Source organism: Bradyrhizobium sp. USDA 4461 (assembly GCF_054055655.1).
Map to the genome: position 1 here is coordinate 209,315 of NZ_JBSRXM010000001.1, position 15,998 is coordinate 225,312.

The 15,998-nt window shown below is 65.2% G+C and carries 22 protein-coding genes and 1 tRNA gene; 14 read left to right on the top strand and 9 right to left on the bottom strand.

Features of this window, described 5'->3' with window-relative positions:
* Positions 1 to 119: 119 nt before the first annotated feature.
* Positions 120 to 196: transfer RNA gene (locus ACVINW_RS01025), tRNA-Pro, on the bottom strand.
* Positions 197 to 275: 79 nt separating this feature from the next.
* Between ACVINW_RS01025 and ACVINW_RS01030 the strand changes: the two genes are divergently transcribed.
* Genes ACVINW_RS01030 through ACVINW_RS01045 form a run of 4 tightly spaced genes read left to right on the top strand, consistent with a single transcriptional unit; the run spans position 276 to position 3,779 of the window.
* Positions 276 to 1,262, top strand: a complete 987-nt coding sequence (locus ACVINW_RS01030) for an L-threonylcarbamoyladenylate synthase (RefSeq protein WP_456749582.1) — start codon at positions 276 to 278, stop codon at positions 1,260 to 1,262.
* Positions 1,263 to 1,292: 30 nt separating this feature from the next.
* Positions 1,293 to 2,720 (top strand): FAD-binding oxidoreductase, encoded by a 1,428-nt coding sequence (locus ACVINW_RS01035; protein ID WP_456749583.1) that lies wholly within the window; start codon positions 1,293 to 1,295, stop codon positions 2,718 to 2,720.
* A gap of 14 nt (positions 2,721 to 2,734) precedes the next feature.
* Positions 2,735 to 3,178, top strand: a complete 444-nt coding sequence (locus ACVINW_RS01040) for a GNAT family acetyltransferase (protein WP_456749584.1) — start codon at positions 2,735 to 2,737, stop codon at positions 3,176 to 3,178.
* Positions 3,179 to 3,197: 19 nt separating this feature from the next.
* Positions 3,198 to 3,779 carry a GDP-mannose pyrophosphatase gene (locus tag ACVINW_RS01045; RefSeq protein ID WP_456749585.1) on the top strand — a complete coding sequence of 194 codons (582 nt, stop codon included), beginning with the start codon at positions 3,198 to 3,200 and terminating at the stop codon, positions 3,777 to 3,779.
* Positions 3,780 to 3,970: 191 nt separating this feature from the next.
* Here the strand turns inward: ACVINW_RS01045 and ACVINW_RS01050 are convergent, their stop codons facing one another.
* The 3 genes from ACVINW_RS01050 to ACVINW_RS01060 all read right to left on the bottom strand — a co-directional run bounded on the left by ACVINW_RS01050 (position 3,971) and on the right by ACVINW_RS01060 (position 6,753).
* On the bottom strand, positions 3,971 to 5,125 hold the full coding sequence (locus ACVINW_RS01050) for an acyltransferase family protein (RefSeq protein ID WP_456749586.1): 1,155 nt from the start codon (positions 5,123 to 5,125) through the stop codon (positions 3,971 to 3,973).
* Between the two features lie 117 nt (positions 5,126 to 5,242).
* Positions 5,243 to 6,280 (bottom strand): helix-turn-helix domain-containing protein, encoded by a 1,038-nt coding sequence (locus ACVINW_RS01055; protein WP_456749587.1) that lies wholly within the window; start codon positions 6,278 to 6,280, stop codon positions 5,243 to 5,245.
* A gap of 32 nt (positions 6,281 to 6,312) precedes the next feature.
* A complete protein-coding gene (locus ACVINW_RS01060; protein ID WP_456749588.1) occupies positions 6,313 to 6,753 on the bottom strand; it encodes a hypothetical protein in 441 nt (146 codons plus the stop codon).
* A 242-nt stretch (positions 6,754 to 6,995) separates the two neighbouring features.
* Here ACVINW_RS01060 and ACVINW_RS01065 point away from each other — a divergent pair, with 242 nt between their 5' ends.
* Entirely contained in the window at positions 6,996 to 7,250 is a 255-nt protein-coding gene (locus ACVINW_RS01065; protein ID WP_456749589.1) for a hypothetical protein, read from the top strand.
* Between the two features lie 136 nt (positions 7,251 to 7,386).
* On the opposite strand, the gene ACVINW_RS01070 is transcribed toward ACVINW_RS01065, so the two are convergent.
* Entirely contained in the window at positions 7,387 to 7,860 is a 474-nt protein-coding gene (locus ACVINW_RS01070) for a hypothetical protein (protein ID WP_456749590.1), read from the bottom strand.
* Between the two features lie 124 nt (positions 7,861 to 7,984).
* On the opposite strand from ACVINW_RS01070, the gene ACVINW_RS01075 reads away from it, so the two are divergent.
* Together ACVINW_RS01075 and ACVINW_RS01080 are read left to right on the top strand one after the other, a co-directional pair.
* Complete coding sequence (locus ACVINW_RS01075) at positions 7,985 to 8,752, top strand: SDR family NAD(P)-dependent oxidoreductase (RefSeq protein ID WP_456749591.1); 768 nt, start codon at positions 7,985 to 7,987, stop codon at positions 8,750 to 8,752.
* 171 nt (positions 8,753 to 8,923) lie between these two features.
* Positions 8,924 to 9,184 carry a helix-turn-helix domain-containing protein gene (locus ACVINW_RS01080; RefSeq protein WP_456749592.1) on the top strand — a complete coding sequence of 87 codons (261 nt, stop codon included), beginning with the start codon at positions 8,924 to 8,926 and terminating at the stop codon, positions 9,182 to 9,184.
* Between the two features lie 124 nt (positions 9,185 to 9,308).
* On the opposite strand, the gene ACVINW_RS01085 is transcribed toward ACVINW_RS01080, so the two are convergent.
* The gene (locus tag ACVINW_RS01085) at positions 9,309 to 10,313 is read right to left on the bottom strand and encodes a GNAT family N-acetyltransferase (RefSeq protein ID WP_456749593.1); all 1,005 of its coding nucleotides are present in this window, start codon (positions 10,311 to 10,313) and stop codon (positions 9,309 to 9,311) included.
* A 130-nt stretch (positions 10,314 to 10,443) separates the two neighbouring features.
* Here ACVINW_RS01085 and ACVINW_RS01090 point away from each other — a divergent pair, with 130 nt between their 5' ends.
* Positions 10,444 to 10,971, top strand: coding sequence for a collagen-like protein (locus tag ACVINW_RS01090; RefSeq protein WP_456749594.1), 528 nt, complete (start codon positions 10,444 to 10,446; stop codon positions 10,969 to 10,971).
* 53 nt (positions 10,972 to 11,024) lie between these two features.
* On the opposite strand, the gene ACVINW_RS01095 is transcribed toward ACVINW_RS01090, so the two are convergent.
* Complete coding sequence (locus ACVINW_RS01095; RefSeq protein ID WP_456749595.1) at positions 11,025 to 11,252, bottom strand: hypothetical protein; 228 nt, start codon at positions 11,250 to 11,252, stop codon at positions 11,025 to 11,027.
* 87 nt (positions 11,253 to 11,339) lie between these two features.
* Positions 11,340 to 11,606, bottom strand: coding sequence for a DUF2277 domain-containing protein (locus ACVINW_RS01100; protein ID WP_456749596.1), 267 nt, complete (start codon positions 11,604 to 11,606; stop codon positions 11,340 to 11,342).
* 175 nt (positions 11,607 to 11,781) lie between these two features.
* On the opposite strand from ACVINW_RS01100, the gene ACVINW_RS01105 reads away from it, so the two are divergent.
* Positions 11,782 to 12,027, top strand: a complete 246-nt coding sequence (locus ACVINW_RS01105; protein ID WP_016840968.1) for a DUF2188 domain-containing protein — start codon at positions 11,782 to 11,784, stop codon at positions 12,025 to 12,027.
* Between the two features lie 15 nt (positions 12,028 to 12,042).
* On the opposite strand, the gene ACVINW_RS01110 is transcribed toward ACVINW_RS01105, so the two are convergent.
* A complete protein-coding gene (locus tag ACVINW_RS01110) occupies positions 12,043 to 12,732 on the bottom strand; it encodes an ArsR/SmtB family transcription factor (protein WP_456749597.1) in 690 nt (229 codons plus the stop codon).
* 140 nt (positions 12,733 to 12,872) lie between these two features.
* Here ACVINW_RS01110 and ACVINW_RS01115 point away from each other — a divergent pair, with 140 nt between their 5' ends.
* The 5 genes from ACVINW_RS01115 (at position 12,873) to ACVINW_RS01135 (ending at position 15,919) form a co-directional block, all read left to right on the top strand.
* Positions 12,873 to 13,274 (top strand): nuclear transport factor 2 family protein, encoded by a 402-nt coding sequence (locus tag ACVINW_RS01115; protein ID WP_456749598.1) that lies wholly within the window; start codon positions 12,873 to 12,875, stop codon positions 13,272 to 13,274.
* A 111-nt stretch (positions 13,275 to 13,385) separates the two neighbouring features.
* Positions 13,386 to 14,447 (top strand): alpha/beta fold hydrolase, encoded by a 1,062-nt coding sequence (locus tag ACVINW_RS01120; protein ID WP_456756263.1) that lies wholly within the window; start codon positions 13,386 to 13,388, stop codon positions 14,445 to 14,447.
* Positions 14,448 to 14,463: 16 nt separating this feature from the next.
* Positions 14,464 to 14,811: an MmcQ/YjbR family DNA-binding protein gene (locus ACVINW_RS01125; RefSeq protein WP_456749599.1), complete on the top strand. Its 348-nt coding sequence runs from the start codon at positions 14,464 to 14,466 to the stop codon at positions 14,809 to 14,811.
* 156 nt (positions 14,812 to 14,967) lie between these two features.
* Positions 14,968 to 15,321 carry a hypothetical protein gene (locus ACVINW_RS01130; RefSeq protein WP_456749600.1) on the top strand — a complete coding sequence of 118 codons (354 nt, stop codon included), beginning with the start codon at positions 14,968 to 14,970 and terminating at the stop codon, positions 15,319 to 15,321.
* 184 nt (positions 15,322 to 15,505) lie between these two features.
* Positions 15,506 to 15,919, top strand: coding sequence for a hypothetical protein (locus ACVINW_RS01135; RefSeq protein ID WP_456756264.1), 414 nt, complete (start codon positions 15,506 to 15,508; stop codon positions 15,917 to 15,919).
* Positions 15,920 to 15,998 lie beyond the last annotated feature (79 nt).

The following is a 15,998-nucleotide window of genomic DNA, read 5'->3' on the forward strand; positions in this document are numbered from 1 at the left end:
CCGATCATTTGCACGGGGCGGCGGCAGCCATTGGCCTGAAAGCGCGGTATGTTTCGGTGGTCAAATCGGTGGTTGACTTGGGAACAGCCACCGATGAGAAGAAAAAACCTAAGGAAATCTGGTCGGAGTGGCAGGATTCGAACCTGCGACCCCTGCGTCCCGAACGCAGTGCTCTACCGGGCTGAGCCACACTCCGACTGAGAGCCGGGCTTATAGCGTCGGGTTTCAGGGACTGCAAGGGACCACAAGGCGCCCAATTGAGGAATCTAGTCACAGTGGATACAGGCCTGAAAACGCACGTTCTGCCCGCCGGCGCCGCCGCCACGGCGACCGCCGCCGGGGTGTTGGCCGAAGGCGGCCTGGTGGCGTTTCCGACCGAGACGGTTTATGGCCTCGGTGCCGATGCCGGCAACGCCGCCGCGATCGCCCGGCTCTACCAGGCCAAGGGCCGGCCGGCCTTCAATCCGCTGATTGCCCATGTCGCCGATCTCGGCGCCGCGCGCCGGATCGCCCTGTTCGACGGCCAGGCGCTGCGGCTGGCGGACGCGTTCTGGCCGGGCCCGCTGACCCTGGTGCTGCCGAAGGCGCTGTCCTGCCCGGTCGCGGAACTCGCGACTGCGGGGCTCGATACGGTCGCCATCCGCATTCCGGCCCACAAGGTGGCGCGCGACATCATCAAGGCCTTCGGCGGTGCCGTGGTAGCGCCGTCGGCCAATCTGTCCGGCCATGTCTCGCCGACCACCGCCGAGCACGTGAACGGCGATCTCGACGGCCGGATCGATTTGATCGTCGACGGCGGCCCGGTCGAGGTCGGCGTCGAATCCACCATCATCGGCTGCTTCTCCGATCCGGTGCTGCTGCGGCCGGGCGGGCTGACGCGCGCCGAGATCGAGCGCGTGCTCGGCCATCCCTTGCAGTCGCCGCCGCAGGACGCCGAGAGCGACGCCCAGCCGGTCGCCCCCGGCATGCTCGCCTCGCATTATGCGCCGCGCACCCCGGTTCGGCTCAATGCCAGTGACGTCCATGTTGGCGAAGCCTTGCTGACGTTCGGGCCGACCAAGGTGGCGCGGCGCGAATGCGCCCTGGTGGAGGTGAACCTGTCCGAGCGCGGCGATCTCGCCGAGGCCGCCGCAAATCTGTTCGGCTACCTTCGCACGCTCGACAAGAGAAATGCGGATGCTATTGCAGTGACGCCCATTCCCGAGGACGGGCTGGGCGAAGCCATCAATGACCGGCTGCGCCGCGCAGCGGTTGGGCGGTAAATCCCGACCCACGTGAAAGACCAAGAAAAAATGAACATCGTCCAGTCCGCGGTGCCGCCGCTTCCGCCCGAATTACTTGAGAAATTCCGCGCCATCGTCGGGGCGAAATATGCGGTGACCGACGCCGCCGACATCGAGCCCTACGTCACCGAGGAGCGCGACCTGTTCCACGGCCGCTCACAGCTGGTGCTGCGCCCGGGTTCGACCGCCGAAGTCGCCGCGATCTGCAAGCTCGCGAGCGAGCACAGGATCGCGCTGGTGCCGCAGGGCGGCAACACCGGCCTGGTCGGCGGCCAGACGCCGCACAATGGCGAGGTCGTGGTGTCGCTGCGGCGCCTCGACAAGATCCGCGACATCGACGTCGAATCCAACACCATGACCTGCGAGGCCGGCGTTGTGCTGCAGATCGTGCAGCAGAAGGCCGCCGAGGTCGATCGGCTGTTTCCGCTGTCGCTCGGCGCCGAAGGCAGCTGCACCATCGGCGGCAACCTCTCGACCAATGCCGGCGGCACCGGCGCGCTCGCCTATGGCGTGGCGCGCGAAATGGCGCTCGGCCTCGAAGTCGTGCTGGCCGACGGCCGCGTGCTGAACGCGCTGTCCAAGCTGAAGAAGGACAACACCGGCTACGATCTGCGCAACCTGTTCATCGGCGCCGAGGGCACGCTCGGCATCATCACCGCGGCGACCTTGAAGCTGTTTCCACGGCCGCGCGCGGTCGAGACCGCCTATGTCGGCCTGACCTCGCCGGCGGCCGCCCTCAAATTGCTGTCGATCTCGCGCAATCAGGCGGCGGGCGCTCTGACGAGCTTCGAGCTGCTCGCCGACATCGCGGTCGACTTCTCGATCCGCCATGGCATCGATATCCGCGATCCCTTGACCAGCAAGCACCCCTGGTACGTGCTGATGGAATTGTCGTCGTCGCGCGACGACGCGCGCGACACGCTGGAGGCGATCCTCGCCCAGGGCATGGAGGACGGCATCGTCGATGACGCCGTGATCGCGGCCAATCTGAGCCAGCGCCAGGCGTTCTGGAAGCTGCGCGACGAGATGTCGGCGGCGCAGAAGCCGGAGGGCGGCTCGATCAAGCACGACATCTCGGTGCCGGTCGCGGCCGTGCCCGACTTCATCGAGGAAGCCAATGCGGCGGTGATGAAGCTGATCCCCGGCGCGCGGCCGGTGCCGTTCGGCCATCTCGGCGACGGCAACATCCACTACAATGTCAGCCAGCCGGTCGGCGCCAACGCGGCCGACTTCCTGGCGCGCTGGCACGACGTCAATGCCGTCGTGTTCGAGATCGTGCTGCGGATGGGCGGCTCGATCTCGGCCGAGCACGGCATCGGCGTGCTCAAGCGCGACGAACTGCCCGACGTCAAGGACAACGTCGCGATCGAGCTGATGCGCTCCATCAAGGCGATGCTCGATCCGCTCGGTATCATGAATCCGGGCAAGGTGCTGTGAGCGTGCAGGCGACAATGCCCTCCCGCGCGCTCGCCATTGCTGAGATCACCGATGCCGACGTCGCCGACGTGGTCGCGCTGTGGCAGGCCTGCGGCCTGACGCGGCCCTGGAACGATCCCGCGTCCGACATCGCGCTGGCGCGACGCGGACCGAATTCGGCCGTGCTGGTCGGCCGCGACGCCGGCGCGATCGTGGCGACCGCGATGGTCGGTCATGACGGCCACCGCGGCTGGGTCTATTACGTCGCGGTCGCCCCCGGCCGCCAGGGCAAGGGCCTGGGCCGCACCATGATGGAAGCGGTCGAGAATTGGCTGCGCGCAGCCGGCGTGCCGAAGCTGCAACTGCTGGTGCGGCGGGAGAACGCCAAGGCGAGCGCATTCTACCAAACGCTCGGCTATGAGGAATCGACCTCGGTGATGCTGGCCAAATGGCTCGACGGCCGCGAAGCCACGCCGTGACAGGGTTGAGGATTTCCGCATGAGCATCGCCGACCGCGTCCGCATCAAGGACGTCGAGCTGCTGTCGAAGCGCCGCTACGAGCTGAAGAGCGCGACATTCGACTACCGCCGCAGCAATGGCGAATGGCAGACCCAGGTGCGCGAGGTCTATGACCGCGGCAACGGCGCGACGCTGTTGCCGTATAATCTAAAGACCCGCAGCGTCGTGCTGGTGCGCCAATTCCGCTACCCCGCGTTCGCCAACGGCTATGATGATCTCCTGATCGAGGCCGCGGCCGGCATGCTCGACGACGCCGCGCCGGAGGCGCGCATCCGCGCCGAGGCGGAGGAAGAGATCGGCTACCGGCTCGCCCACGTACGCAAGGTATTCGAAGCCTTCATGACGCCGGGCGCGGTGACCGAGAAGCTGCATTTCTTCGTCGCCGAATACGATGCCGCGATGCGCGTCGGCGATGGCGGCGGGCTCGCCGACGAGGGCGAGGACATCGAGGTGCTGGAGCTTTCGATCGACGACGCGCTCGCCATGATCAGCGACGGCCGCATCGTCGACGCCAAGACCATCATGCTGCTGCAATACGCCGCGCTGCATCTGTTCAGGTAGGTGCCGCCGCGGTCAGTCGCGGGGGGCGCCGCCAAAATATCGAGGAACAACCCCATGCAAAGGAGCCGGCGGCGGCCGGCGCTCGACTTGACACGTCGAGCAACTCACGGATACATTTCCAATATCCAGAAATCATGCAGCTGCGCGCCGGCCCCTGAGGGCACGTGGCATTGCGACGGGCGCGCCAACGTTCACAGCACTGCGCGCAGCCCCGGAATGCGCCGAGCCAGCAATCCGACCACCAGAAAGCTGGCGACCACGCCGACGAGGCTTGCCAACAGGAATTTCCATTGCGGGGCAACGGTCCAATCGTGCATCGCGCGGGTCACCGCGATGAGCACAGGGGCGTGCAGAACGTAAACGCCGAAGGCATTCCGGCTGAGGAATTTCGTCACCGGACCCTGCCAGTCGAACAGGTCACGATACAGCACCACCAACCCCAGGCTGAGCGAGACGCACGTTGCCGAGCGCCAAAAGTCCATACCCGCCGCCTGCCAATGCCAACCGCCGCCGTAGTCGGCCAGCCGACCCTCGAGGGCTCCCCCGAAGACGACGATGGCTGCCCACAGCGCGATGCTCCCCAGCAGCCCGCCGACCAGCCAGCGCCGTCCCGCGCCGCTCGACATCCGTCGCAGCCAATCGCCTCGCCACGCCGCGACCCCGGCGGCGAACATGAAGGGGTACTGCGGCGCGTCGTGAATGGCGATGTTGAGGATGCTGCGGCCTTCCGGCGCCAGCAGCCCCACTGCGAACGTCACGGCGCTCATCGCCAGGACAAAACCAAGCACCGAGGCCAGGCTCGGTAGCGAACGGGCGGCGGGTTGGCCGATCGGTCGGAACCTACACAGCAGGGCAAAGCAGCCGGAAAACAGCAGCAGCACCAGGCAGAACCAGAGCGGGCCGGAGCCGTCGAGAAGTTCTCCGTTGGAGAGGTGATGCAGCCAGTCCTCCGTGAAACTCCGGCGCGGCTGCGACCACCATGATCCCGCGACGTAATACTCTGTCAGCGGTCCAATCAGCCCGATGTACAGGAGAAGGGGGATGCCGAGACGATACAGCCGTTCCTGCATGAAGCCGCCGACGCCGCGGCGGGCGACCATACCGGCGGCAAAGTATCCAGCGATGCCGAACAGCAGCCCCATGGAGACTGCGTGCTGGAACGTCTGGTAGGCCGCAAACGCCACCTCGGTGACCAGGCCCAGCGGCGGATGCTCGCGGTAGTACCAGCTCCCAAACGGCGAGTAGGTGACGGCGGCGTGCATGACCACAACCATGCTGATCGCCGACCAACGCAGATTGTCGATATAAAGAAGCCGGCGGGTCGTCGGCGAAGCGGGTTGCATCATGGGCATCTCCCTGGGCTGGATGCGAACATGATGGCCAAGGCCGGGCCGGTCGCGCCGAAAGTCGCGCTCAGGATCGCCGAAACCCGCAAAATCTGGCCGTTTCCGACAATCGGTGCGTCAGACCAGTTCCGCCAGGGTTCGTTTGCGGAATTCGCTTGGCGTTTCTCCGGTCTGCACCTTGAACGCTCGATTGAACGGGCCGATCGACTCGAAGCCGGCATCCAGCGCAATCGTCAAGATCGGGACGCGCACCTGACCGGGATCGGCCAGCGCCGCGCGCGCCTCCGCCAGCCGGAAGGAGTTGATGAAGCGGGCAAAGTTGCCGTACCCGAGCCGCTGATTGATGAGCTGGCGCAATCGGTATTCCGGCGTGGCCAGCCGTTTGGCCAGGCTCGCAATGGTCATGCCGCCGTCGCGGTAGGCCCGCTCCACTTCCATCGTCGCCAGCAAACGCTGATACAGCGCGGCTTCCGGCTCCGTCATGCCGAGCGTCGACGGGACCGGCTCCGATGCCGCTGGCGCAGCGGCGACCGCGGAGATCGGGCTTGCCCTACGCAAGCGAAGCAAGGCGGCAGCCAGCGCGATGCCCAGCACACCGGGAAGCGCAGGCGTCATCCCGACATTGCTCGCCCCAATCAGCGTGCAGACCACGATCGTGAGGCCCAAACCCCACGCGAACACGATCCGATCCCGGCGGCGTATTTCGATCAGGTCGTTGGCTCGGCCCAGCAGAGCGCGAGCGATCGCGATCACCACCAGCATCAGAGCGGAGACATGGGTCGCGAGCCAGGCCCATGACGAGTCGGCGACCACGGCCCAGATGACAAGCAAGGCCATCAAACCCAGGAGCGTCCAACCAATCAACGGCGGCCTGGCCGTGTCGTCGAACACCTCCTCGCTCCAGAGAACAAAGACAGCGGCCGCCATATTGCTCGCCACCCGCAGGAAGAGGATCCACACGGCGTGGCTGTCGTGAAATTGCGGAGCCGTCTCGATGAGAAACGCAATTCCGCACAAGTTGAGAACAAGGGTTATGCGGCCGAGCCGCGTCTTGCGCAACTGCAGGAGGGCGTCGAGCGCGAGAAGCACCAGCAAGGCCAGGGCCCCACCGCGAAGACCGATATCCAGGAGCATCTTCATCACCAAACCGGACACGACCTCGACTCAAACGCCCCGAGATCGGCGAACTACCGCATCGTGATCGCAAGTCCGCTCAGATCGGCGTTGGCCATCAGCCCGACCTGGTGGCCGGTCAGCTCGAGCACCGCGCCCTTCTGATTGGTGAGCACGATCGCGCGGGCGCCGCGGCCGACTGCAAGTCCCGCACCCGCTGCGCCGTAGACGCCGGCAACGTCCGACGGACGATTGATGTTGCTGACGCGGCCGCGCAGCACGGTCTTGGAGCCGCCGAACACCAGGCCGTAATCGAGGCCGCCGGTGGACAACCGATAGGAGCGGCCGCGGAAGGTCAAAACGCCGCTGCCGCCGGAGCCGCCGATGATCCATCCGGCCTTGTAGATCGTGAGCGTCACGAAGCCGCTGTCGGCGCGCGCCGCCGAAGAGAAAGCAAGTCCGGTGAACGCCATCAGTGCAACCAGCACGGCGCGAAGCGTGGACGAAGGTTTCATGTGCGGTCTCCCCAAAATTTGCTCACAGCGATTTACTCACATCGATCGGCTCGCGTCGCGACACGGGCACGAATCGCACCGGGCCGACTGTAGCAAGCGCACGATCCGGCGCAATTTGGCACAGCACCGGCGTTGAACCTGTTCCCGGGGTTGCAACACTCACTGCATGTCCGGGGCGATCGGCCCCTGAGCTCCAGGATTGCCCCTGCGGAGCATTCACATATCCAAAGCGGAGATTTCCCATGCGTCGTCTTGCGATTGCCTGCGCCGCCATTGCCGCCACCGTGTCCGTGCTTGCCGCGGCCAGCCCCGCCAGCGCCAACCCGTATCATCTGATCCGCTGGCAGGACACCGGCTTCTGCCAGATCTGGGACCAGAGCATCCCGACCACGCCGTGGCCCGCGAACTTCGCCATTGTCAGCGATGAGCTGCCGACCTTCGACGCCGCATTCAGCTACAAGACCGGCCTCCTGAACAACGGCACCTGCTCGTTCTGAGCGATCGCCGATCACGCGCGAGGGCGGACACGCGGCAATAACGCGTCGTCGGCCCTTGTGCTGTCAGGCCTTGTATTGCCGGACTTGACGCGATCGCGCGTCAATGATGCTTGACGCATCAGTGATGCTAGACGCATCAGTGATGCTTGATCAGGGCGTCGCGCGCGGCGGCGAGTTCGAGGAACGCCGCGCCGTTGCCGCCGCCGTCGGGATGCACCGTCTTGGCGGCGCGCTTGAACGCCTGCTGGATTTCGGTCGCCGCGAGATGGCGGCCGAACGGCAGGCCAAGCAATTGCCGGTAGCGCTCGTCCTCCGTCAGCACCTTCGGCGTCAAGCCGCGCCGGCCGAACCGCGGCGCGGACAGCGTGTGCAGCGCGTCGGCAACGATGCCGAGACGACGCAGCGCCATCGATCTGGTCCGGCGGTCAGCCGATTTCAGCGCCGCCTGGCGCAGGATCGGCAGCACCTGTGCGGCCGCTTGCCGCAGCGTCTCGTCGATCTCGGTGGTGGCGATCTCGGCGACCATTTTGGCGATCTCGCGATAATCGGGATCCGGCGCCGCGCAGAAGCGCGCGATCGCAACTTTCCATTGTCTGATATGCGGGTCCATGATCGGTCCGTGCTGTCATCCGAATCCGGATAACAGCAACGCGCAAACGCGGCTTGGCGTTTCGCTTGGCGCAGTTTTGAATAGTGTTGTCGACAACATCACAAATCAGAAACGAGGAAACACCATGGCTCTTCTCGACAATCACATCGCCGTCATCACCGGTGCGGGCTCCGGCATCGGGCGCGCGATCGCCGTCGGCTACGGCCGCGAGGGCGCGCGCGTGGTGCTGCTCGACATGAACGGCGATGCGGCGGGGGAAGCGGCCAAGGAGATCAGGAGCGCCGGCGGCAAGGCGGACAGCTTTCCGCTCGACGTGACCGATCGCGACGCCTGCATCGCAATGGCCAAGCAGGTCGCCGACAAGGTCGGGCCGGTCTCGATCCTGGTCAACAATGCCGGCATCGCGCGCCGCAACGGCATGCTGGGCGCCGAGGAAGCCGTGATCAAGGATTGGGAAGATATCATCTCGATCAACCTCACCGGCGTCTTCAACGTAACCCACTCCTTTCTCGCGGCCCTGCGCCAGAACAAGGGACGCATCGTCAATATCGGCTCGATCCAGTCTTTCGTGCATCTGCGCACGCCGAGCTCGCCGGCCTATACCGCCTCCAAGCACGGCGTGCTCGGCTTCACCAAGGCGCTGGCGGCCGAGCTCGGCAAGGACGGCGTGCGCGTCAATGCGATCGGCCCCGGCTTCATCGAGACGCCGTTGAACGAGAAGGTGCGCGCGACTAATCCGGACCTCGTGAAAGCCTTCATGGATCACACCCCGCTCGGCCGTCCCGGCAAGCCGGAGGACATTGTCGGCCCCGCGATCTTCCTCGCCTCGGACCTGTCGGCCTACGTCTCGGGATCGATCGTGATGGTGGACGGCGGCTACCGGACATTGTGACCGATGGAACCGCAATCGTGGCGATTTCTGGGTATTTTGCTTACAACGCAGGGAGTTAGCGGCGCGTTAAGGTCTTGTTAACCAAACCGGCACACCGTGGATCTACGGGGTAGTTGGTTTTCTCGATGTCTCCGCCTCATCGATGAGGCGGGCGTTGATCGGGAGGAGTTCATGTCTTACGCGTCCACCGTACCGTCGCCGGAAGCACTGCTGCCGTCGCTGGCTCCAAATGAAATCGTCCCATTGCTGATCGGCGCGACGGTCGATGAAGTCGAGCGGGAACTTGTGCTGCAAACGCTCGCGCGCTGCGACGGCAACCGCACTCGCGCCGCACGCGTGCTCGGCCTGTCGGTCCGCACCTTGCGGAACAAGATTCGCGAATACTCGGCCGACGGCATCGAGGTGCCGTTGAGCGAGCACGCCGCGGCGTAAAGCCGTGATGAGATTAGGTTGGTGTGAAGGGGCAGCGGAGGTTCACCTCTCCTTTGGGAGAGGTGAACCGCGGTCCGCGGCCAAACCGCTTCAACTTCATTTCATCGAGCTCTGGCGGCCAGTCCTAGATCGGCAGGTCGATCGCAAGACGCCGCCAGCGCGACAGCAGGGCGCCGTCCTCGTCGGCGAGGCAGCGTGCGAGACGCACGTCGGTCGTCGCGGTCTGTTGCATCGTCCGGGCGACCAGCCCGGTCGCATAGTCCCAATAGTCGCGGCGTCCAAACGGATCGTCATCGACGAGGGACTTTGCCAGGATCTCGACATAGATCGCGGCGACGGCATTTTGCCAGAGCTGATCGGCGCGCGCCTCTGCTTGGGGCGCACCGGTCCGCGGCTGCCACATCAGCCAGTAATTTTCTTCGCCTCCTGCCCGATCAGATGACGGCAGGCACGGATCAAGACTTGATGGATCAGGACTCGAGGGATTAAGACTTGGCGAGCGGCACACCAGCGGCCGCATCGTGCGCGCGTCGCAGAACACGGCATAGCCGAGCTTGTCGTACCAACGGACGCGGAGCAATTTGCGGATCTCGGCCTGCTGATCCGCCACGAGCTGCCGCCTGCCCGTTCGTTCGAGATCGGCGATGATCGCGACGAGACGATTGCGATCGAAAGGCTCGACCTCGAGCACCACGCCGATGTTGCGCGGAAACAGCTCATCGAGCGTGGCGACCATCTCGCGATAGAACGCGCGCGCCAGGCCGCCGCCGCGCCACGCTCTGTCGATGCCGACATGGTTGCAATAGATCAGGTCGCTGCCGTGATCATAGGTGAAGAAGCCGAGTCCGATCGCACGCCCGCCGGCACGCAGGATGAAGCAGCGCGAGTCGAGCCGATAGGAGATCTGCTGGCCGCCGACGCTGAAATGCCTGGGCTCGCCGACGTCGTCCGACAACAGCCAGCGCACGACGTCATCGGAGCTGTCGCGCTCGCTCGCGGGAAACAACTGCTCATAGAGCTCGAGCACGCCGGTGCTGCGAAAGCTCGCTTCGTCGAGCACATCGTGCCGCGTCACGACGATGTCGAGCGCTTGCGGTCCGTCGCCGTAGCTGCCGTTCAGAACCCGCAATGCGTCCTCCGCTGTCATAATGCCCATGGAATTATGACTGTTGATCGCTCGCGTCGGTGCCTGCAGGCAGAATTGAAGCCGTCCTCTAACCTCTGTTACAAGCGGCTTCACATCGCGACGGAGCATATCAGTGGCTGACGAGACAACTTCCCGCCAGGGGGCACGAGGGGCGCAGGGGCCGCAGGGCCGTCAGGGCGAGCCGGGAAAGCCCGGACCGCAAGGGCATCCGGGACGGCCGGGGCCGGAAGGTCCGCGCGGCAAGCCGGGTCCGCAGGGCAAGGCGGGCGTGGCCGGAAAGCCAGGTCCGCAGGGCAAGCCGGGTGCGCAAGGCAAGCCGGGCGTGCAGGGTCCGCGCGGTGAAGCTGGTCCACAGGGGCCGCAGGGTCCGGCCGGCCCGCGCGGTGAGGCCGGCCCGCCCGGACAATTGCCGTCGATCGAGCAGGTGATGCCGTGGCTGCACATGATCTTCGATGCCTGGGAAGACTACAAGCGCACCAAGGAGCGTGAAGCCGCCGAGCTCGCCGAGCGCGATGCCGCCGAGCGCGCGGCGGCGGAAGCGATCGCGCTTGACGTCGACGCGGTCGATTTCGCGGATGATGACGACGAAGACGACGACCACAAGAAAAAGAAGAAACATCGCAAGAAGGACAGGAAGTAATCCTTCTTGTCATTGCGCGACACGGCGAGCGAGATTCGTGTCGCGCGCGATGCTCACCGCTCGGTCCCCGAATTGGCCGGAGGATCGGACAGCTTGGCGAGCTGCATGAGTTGAAAGACCCAGCGCATCGCGTAGAACCAGGCAACGCCAGCGAACGCTCCGCACGCCGACAGGATGATGACGTTGGCGAAGTCGATCATGCCGCTCGACCACAGCATGCCGCAGGTCCAGAGCACGGCGAACGCCATCGAACAGAATGTGAGCAGGGCGGCAGGCTTCATGGCGTTGTTCCGGGTTCGGGGTGAACGGCCATGATGCCCCGGCAGCGCGGCGCCTACCGTGACCTGAGTCACGGAAAGCCGCAGGCCTCAGCCGAACCGCAGGCGCGAACGCTCCCTCGCCTTCTCCGCCTCGATCTCGCGGTCGCGCGCCGGCGCGGTGGTCTGCAACGAGATCAGCAGCTTGCGCGCGGCGTCCGAGACCTCGGTCACGGCAAGGTTGAAGGCCGCCTCATTGGACTGCGACGGCTTGTTGAAGCCACTCAGTTTGCGCACGAATTGCAGCGCCGAGGCGTGGATCTCGTCCTCGGTGGCGGGCGGCTCGAAGTTGAACAGCGTCTTGATATTGCGGCACATGTCGGTCTCCCTCGCCCGCAGCAGCGGGCGTCTGTCTCGATATCCGAGCATGATCTTCTCGGAAAACCGGCCTCCACTTTTCCGGATCATGCTCAAGGACGATCGGCTGCTGCAAAATACGACATCGTGGTCTATTCTGGCAGCCTCATCGTTCACGACGGAAGCGAGGTTCCGGATGAGCCACGTGATCTACAAGGTGGTCCAGCACGATGGCGGCTGGGCCTATACCGTCAACGGGGTGTTCTCGGAACCGTTTCCAACCCATGCCGCGGCGCTCGCTGCCGCCCGGCGCGCCGCCAACGAGCAGCGCGTTCCCGGGCGCACCGAGGCGATCCAGTACGAGACGTCGGACGGCAAATGGCTGACCGAAACCGCCTCCGGCAACGACCGCCCGGAAACCGAAGTCGAGGACGGGCGCTAGCTCATCCACGCGCGCTCAGAACGGAACCTGCACGCCGAGCCGATCGAAGAACGCCCGCCCGCGATCGGTGATCCGCAGCGCCCGCGGAATCCGATGCGGCGCAACGCCGCGGATCTCGACCAGCCGCGCCAGCACGGCATTGGCAAACGGACCGGCGAGATGCGGCACGCGCTCGGTCCAGTCGTTGCAGAGCCGCAGATGCGGCTGCCGCGCCGGATCGAAATCGATCGCTTCGGCCCGGCACCAGGCCAGCCCCTGTTCGGTGACGCGGCCATCGCGGCCGTCGACGATGACGAGGCGGCGGCGGATCAGCGCATTCGACAGCAGCACGCCGAGCTGACCCGCGAGGTGATGATAGCAGGTGCGCGATTGCCTGAGCTGCTCGGCCGGCATCGCACGCTTGCGTCCAGGCGTGGCCTTGGCCGCGAGGTCGACCAGGTTCTCGATCAGCGCCGCGACGTCGTCATCCCTGATCCGGTAATATCTGAACCTGCCCTGGGCCCACACCGACAGCACCCGCGCGTCGACCAGCTTTTGCAGATGCGCGCTGGCGCCTTGCGGCGAAATGCCGGCGACCGCGGCAAGCTCGCCGGCGGGCAGCGCCTTGCCGTCCGCCAGCGCGCTGACCATGGCCTCGCGCACCGGATCGCCCAATGCCTCGGCGATCCGCGAAAATCCGGTCTGCACGGATTGGGATGATCCCACCGCATCGTCCTCCATATCACGCCGAAACCCTCCTACGCGCATTCGCAGCATCGCGAAACTCATTTCAGATTTTCCTGAAACGTTGCGGCCGCCTTCTCCGGTCAAATCGGCGGCAGTCGACGACACACAAGGGAACAATCATGACAGCAGGCAACAAAGACGCGGAACGCATCTACAGGCTTTGGGATGAAGCGCTCGGCAACAAGGACCTCGAGGCGGCGCTGGCGCTCTATGCGCCCGATGCCTCCATCGAGAGCCCGCTGGTCCAGCATCTGATGCACACCAGGGACGGCATCGTCCAGGGCCGCGAGGCGCTGCGCGAGTTCATCACGCGCGTGTTCCGCACCAACCCACCGCAGCGGCGACGCTTCAAGCAGGGCTTCTTCAGCGATGGCAAAATTCTCACCTGGGAATATCCGCGCCAGTCTCCGGACAGCGACCAGATGGATCTGGTCGAGGTCATGGAGATCGAGGGCGGCCTGATCCAGCGCCACCGGGTCTATTGGGGTTGGTATGCGCTCAAGATCCTGAAGGCAGGCTAGCCGGACACATCTTCGCCAGCCGCGCCGACGTCCTCTCTGACAACGCTTTCCCTCATGCTAGGCCTGCGTCGAAGCGGCTGGACAAACGCGCCGCGGGTGGGAAGAAGCATGATGTTCCGTTGGTGCGCGGCGCTGGTTGCCGCTGTTGTCTCGATGTCGGTTCCGGCCATGGCTGCAGATTATCCCGCGCCGCAGGATGGCGAGTGGATCGCGAAGGACTTCAAGTTTCACAGCGGCGAGGTGATGCCGGAACTGCGGCTGCACTACACCACGGTCGGCGCGCCGACCGGGCAGCCGGTGCTGGTGCTGCACGGCTCCGGCGGCTCGGCCGCCAGCATGCTGACGCCGAGCTTTGCCGGCCAGTTGTTCGGCCCGGGCCAGCCGCTCGACGCCGCGAAATACTACATCATCATCCCCGACGGCATCGGGCACGGCAAATCGTCGAAGCCGTCGGATGCGATGCGGACCAGCTTTCCGGAATACGACTACAACGACATGGTCGACGCGCAGTACCGGCTCGTCACCGAAGGGCTCGGCGTCAAGCATCTGCGGCTCGTGATCGGCAATTCAATGGGCGGCATGCATAGCTGGATCTGGGGCGTGCGATATCCGCAGATGATGGACGTGCTGGTGCCGATGGCCTCGCAACCGACGGCGATGGCGGCGCGCAACTGGATCCTGCGCCGGACCATGCTCGACACGATCCGCAACGATCCCGACTACAACAACGGCAACTACACCAGCCCGCCACGGATGATGAAATATGCCATCGCGGCCTATCGCTTCGCCAGCGCCGGCGGCACGCTCGGCTACCAGACGCTGGCGCCGTCGGCACAGCAAGCCGACAAGATGGTCGATGACCAGCCGGCACTGCCGGTCACCGCAGACGCCAACGACTACATCTACCAATGGGAGGCGTCGTACGATTACGATCCGTCCGCCGGACTGGAGAAGATCGAGGCCACGCTGCTTGCGATCAATGCGGCCGACGACGAGCGCAATCCGCCGGAGACCGGCGTCACCGAAGCCGCCGTGAAGCGGATCAAGAACGGCAATATCTATCTGATTCCGGCGAGCACCGAGACGCGCGGTCATCTGACGACCGGCGACGCCAGGTTCTATGCCAGGCAATTGCAGGAATTGCTGCAGACCGCGCCGCAACGGACGATGTAGCGAGCGGGATCAGGGGATGTCCGCAACTCGCTTTCGCAAGGTCGCGCTAAGCCTGCCCGAGGTCGTCGAAGGCGCGCATCACGGCACCGCCGACTTCCGCGTCGGCAAGCGTATCTTCGCGACGCTCGGCTACCCCGACAAGGATTGGGGCATGGTCAAGCTGACGCCGGAGCAGCAGGCTGTCGTGGTCGAGGCCGAGCCGGAGATCTTCCGGCCGGTGCCGGGCGGGTGGGGCAAGAGCGGCAGCACCAATGTCCGTCTCGCCAAAGCCGATCAGGTCACGCTGCGCAGCGCGCTCACAATGGCGTGGGACAATATCGCGGCGAAGCCTGCGAAGAAGATCCGCGCGAAGAAACCATCCTGATCGCCGCGATCCCGCACTGCATCACGACGCACAACGCCGTTCCGCCGATTCTTTGAGCATGCATCCCGCGCGCGGTTCGTGCCTAATCGCGCAAACATCGGATTCGCGCGCGGCAGGTTGCGCGGATCACGCATAAGTTTTCGCCGGAGGAAGGCAATGCGAAGGCTCGCGCATGTCGCAGGGCTTGCGTCGCTCGTCATGTTGGCGGGCGCGGCCCTGGCGTTCGACAACGGCCAATACGACAACGTGCCGCCCGAGATCCGCGCCTGGTTCAAGAGCGTGATGGCGCCGAACGGCGTGCCGTGCTGCGACATTTCCGACGGCCATCGCACCAGCTACGATGTACGGGGTGGCGCCTATTGGGTGCCGATCGAAGGCGAATGGATGATGGTGCCGGAACGCGCGATCATCCGCGATCGCGGCAATCCGGTCGGCGAGGCCGTGGTGTGGTACGTGCACCATCGCGGCAACGTCATCATCAGCTGCTTCGTCCCCGCCGACGCCGTCTGAACGGCGCGCGTCGCCCGCGCGAAGCCGCACGCCGTGATCGCGCCAATTTGAGACAATTACTCTCTGTTAACCTTACTTCTTAACCAATAATTAAGGATGAGTTTGCGGGCGCAACGCGGCCCGGCCTAGCGTCCGCACAATGCTCCGTAACCGCGAGTTGGTGCGTGCCATGCCCCTTCCAACAATGGCCTATCGAACATATGGGGCGCTGACGGCGTCCCTCGGCGTTGCAGCGCTGCTGCTTGCTTGCTCCACCGAGACCTATGCGAGATCCGGCACGGCGCCGCGCGGCACATTCTCCGCGCATCATCCCGCCTTTCGTCATCATCTGCGGGTGCCCGGCATCGTGTTGCCGGGAACGGGCGGATATTACGATGATGCGTTGGCCGCCGCCCCCCTCGCCTCCGAGGTACCGGCGCCGGCCTCGAACGACGTCCGTTACACCTACACCCAGGACGTGCCCTGGGACTGGGCGCATCGCTATCCGCCCGCCGTGGTGCCGTCGGATCGCCCGTATGTGTCGAGCTGTCCCACCGAGAGCGTCACGGTGCCCGGACGCGGCGGCGACCGCACCATCAACATCACGCGGTGCTACTGACCGCCCACGCCATCGGATCAGGAAAAACAAAAGAGGCCGCCCGCAAGGACGGCCCCTTGTATTTTAGCGGCACGCTCCG

What these genes read in the sequence shown, in the direction of transcription:
- ACVINW_RS01035 (WP_456749583.1), top strand. Translation starts at nt 1,293, where the DNA reads ATGAACATCGTCCAGTCCGCGGTGCCGCCGCTTCCGCCCGAATTACTT.
- ACVINW_RS01040 (WP_456749584.1), top strand. Translation starts at nt 2,735, where the DNA reads ATGCCCTCCCGCGCGCTCGCCATTGCTGAGATCACCGATGCCGACGTC.
- ACVINW_RS01045 (WP_456749585.1), top strand. Translation starts at nt 3,198, where the DNA reads ATGAGCATCGCCGACCGCGTCCGCATCAAGGACGTCGAGCTGCTGTCG.
- ACVINW_RS01050 (WP_456749586.1), bottom strand. Translation starts at nt 5,125, where the DNA reads ATGATGCAACCCGCTTCGCCGACGACCCGCCGGCTTCTTTATATCGAC.
- ACVINW_RS01060 (WP_456749588.1), bottom strand. Translation starts at nt 6,753, where the DNA reads ATGAAACCTTCGTCCACGCTTCGCGCCGTGCTGGTTGCACTGATGGCG.
- ACVINW_RS01065 (WP_456749589.1), top strand. Translation starts at nt 6,996, where the DNA reads ATGCGTCGTCTTGCGATTGCCTGCGCCGCCATTGCCGCCACCGTGTCC.
- ACVINW_RS01070 (WP_456749590.1), bottom strand. Translation starts at nt 7,860, where the DNA reads ATGGACCCGCATATCAGACAATGGAAAGTTGCGATCGCGCGCTTCTGC.
- ACVINW_RS01075 (WP_456749591.1), top strand. Translation starts at nt 7,985, where the DNA reads ATGGCTCTTCTCGACAATCACATCGCCGTCATCACCGGTGCGGGCTCC.
- ACVINW_RS01080 (WP_456749592.1), top strand. Translation starts at nt 8,924, where the DNA reads ATGTCTTACGCGTCCACCGTACCGTCGCCGGAAGCACTGCTGCCGTCG.
- ACVINW_RS01095 (WP_456749595.1), bottom strand. Translation starts at nt 11,252, where the DNA reads ATGAAGCCTGCCGCCCTGCTCACATTCTGTTCGATGGCGTTCGCCGTG.
- ACVINW_RS01100 (WP_456749596.1), bottom strand. Translation starts at nt 11,606, where the DNA reads ATGTGCCGCAATATCAAGACGCTGTTCAACTTCGAGCCGCCCGCCACC.
- ACVINW_RS01105 (WP_016840968.1), top strand. Translation starts at nt 11,782, where the DNA reads ATGAGCCACGTGATCTACAAGGTGGTCCAGCACGATGGCGGCTGGGCC.
- ACVINW_RS01115 (WP_456749598.1), top strand. Translation starts at nt 12,873, where the DNA reads ATGACAGCAGGCAACAAAGACGCGGAACGCATCTACAGGCTTTGGGAT.
- ACVINW_RS01120 (WP_456756263.1), top strand. Translation starts at nt 13,386, where the DNA reads ATGTTCCGTTGGTGCGCGGCGCTGGTTGCCGCTGTTGTCTCGATGTCG.
- ACVINW_RS01125 (WP_456749599.1), top strand. Translation starts at nt 14,464, where the DNA reads ATGTCCGCAACTCGCTTTCGCAAGGTCGCGCTAAGCCTGCCCGAGGTC.
- ACVINW_RS01130 (WP_456749600.1), top strand. Translation starts at nt 14,968, where the DNA reads ATGCGAAGGCTCGCGCATGTCGCAGGGCTTGCGTCGCTCGTCATGTTG.
- ACVINW_RS01135 (WP_456756264.1), top strand. Translation starts at nt 15,506, where the DNA reads ATGGCCTATCGAACATATGGGGCGCTGACGGCGTCCCTCGGCGTTGCA.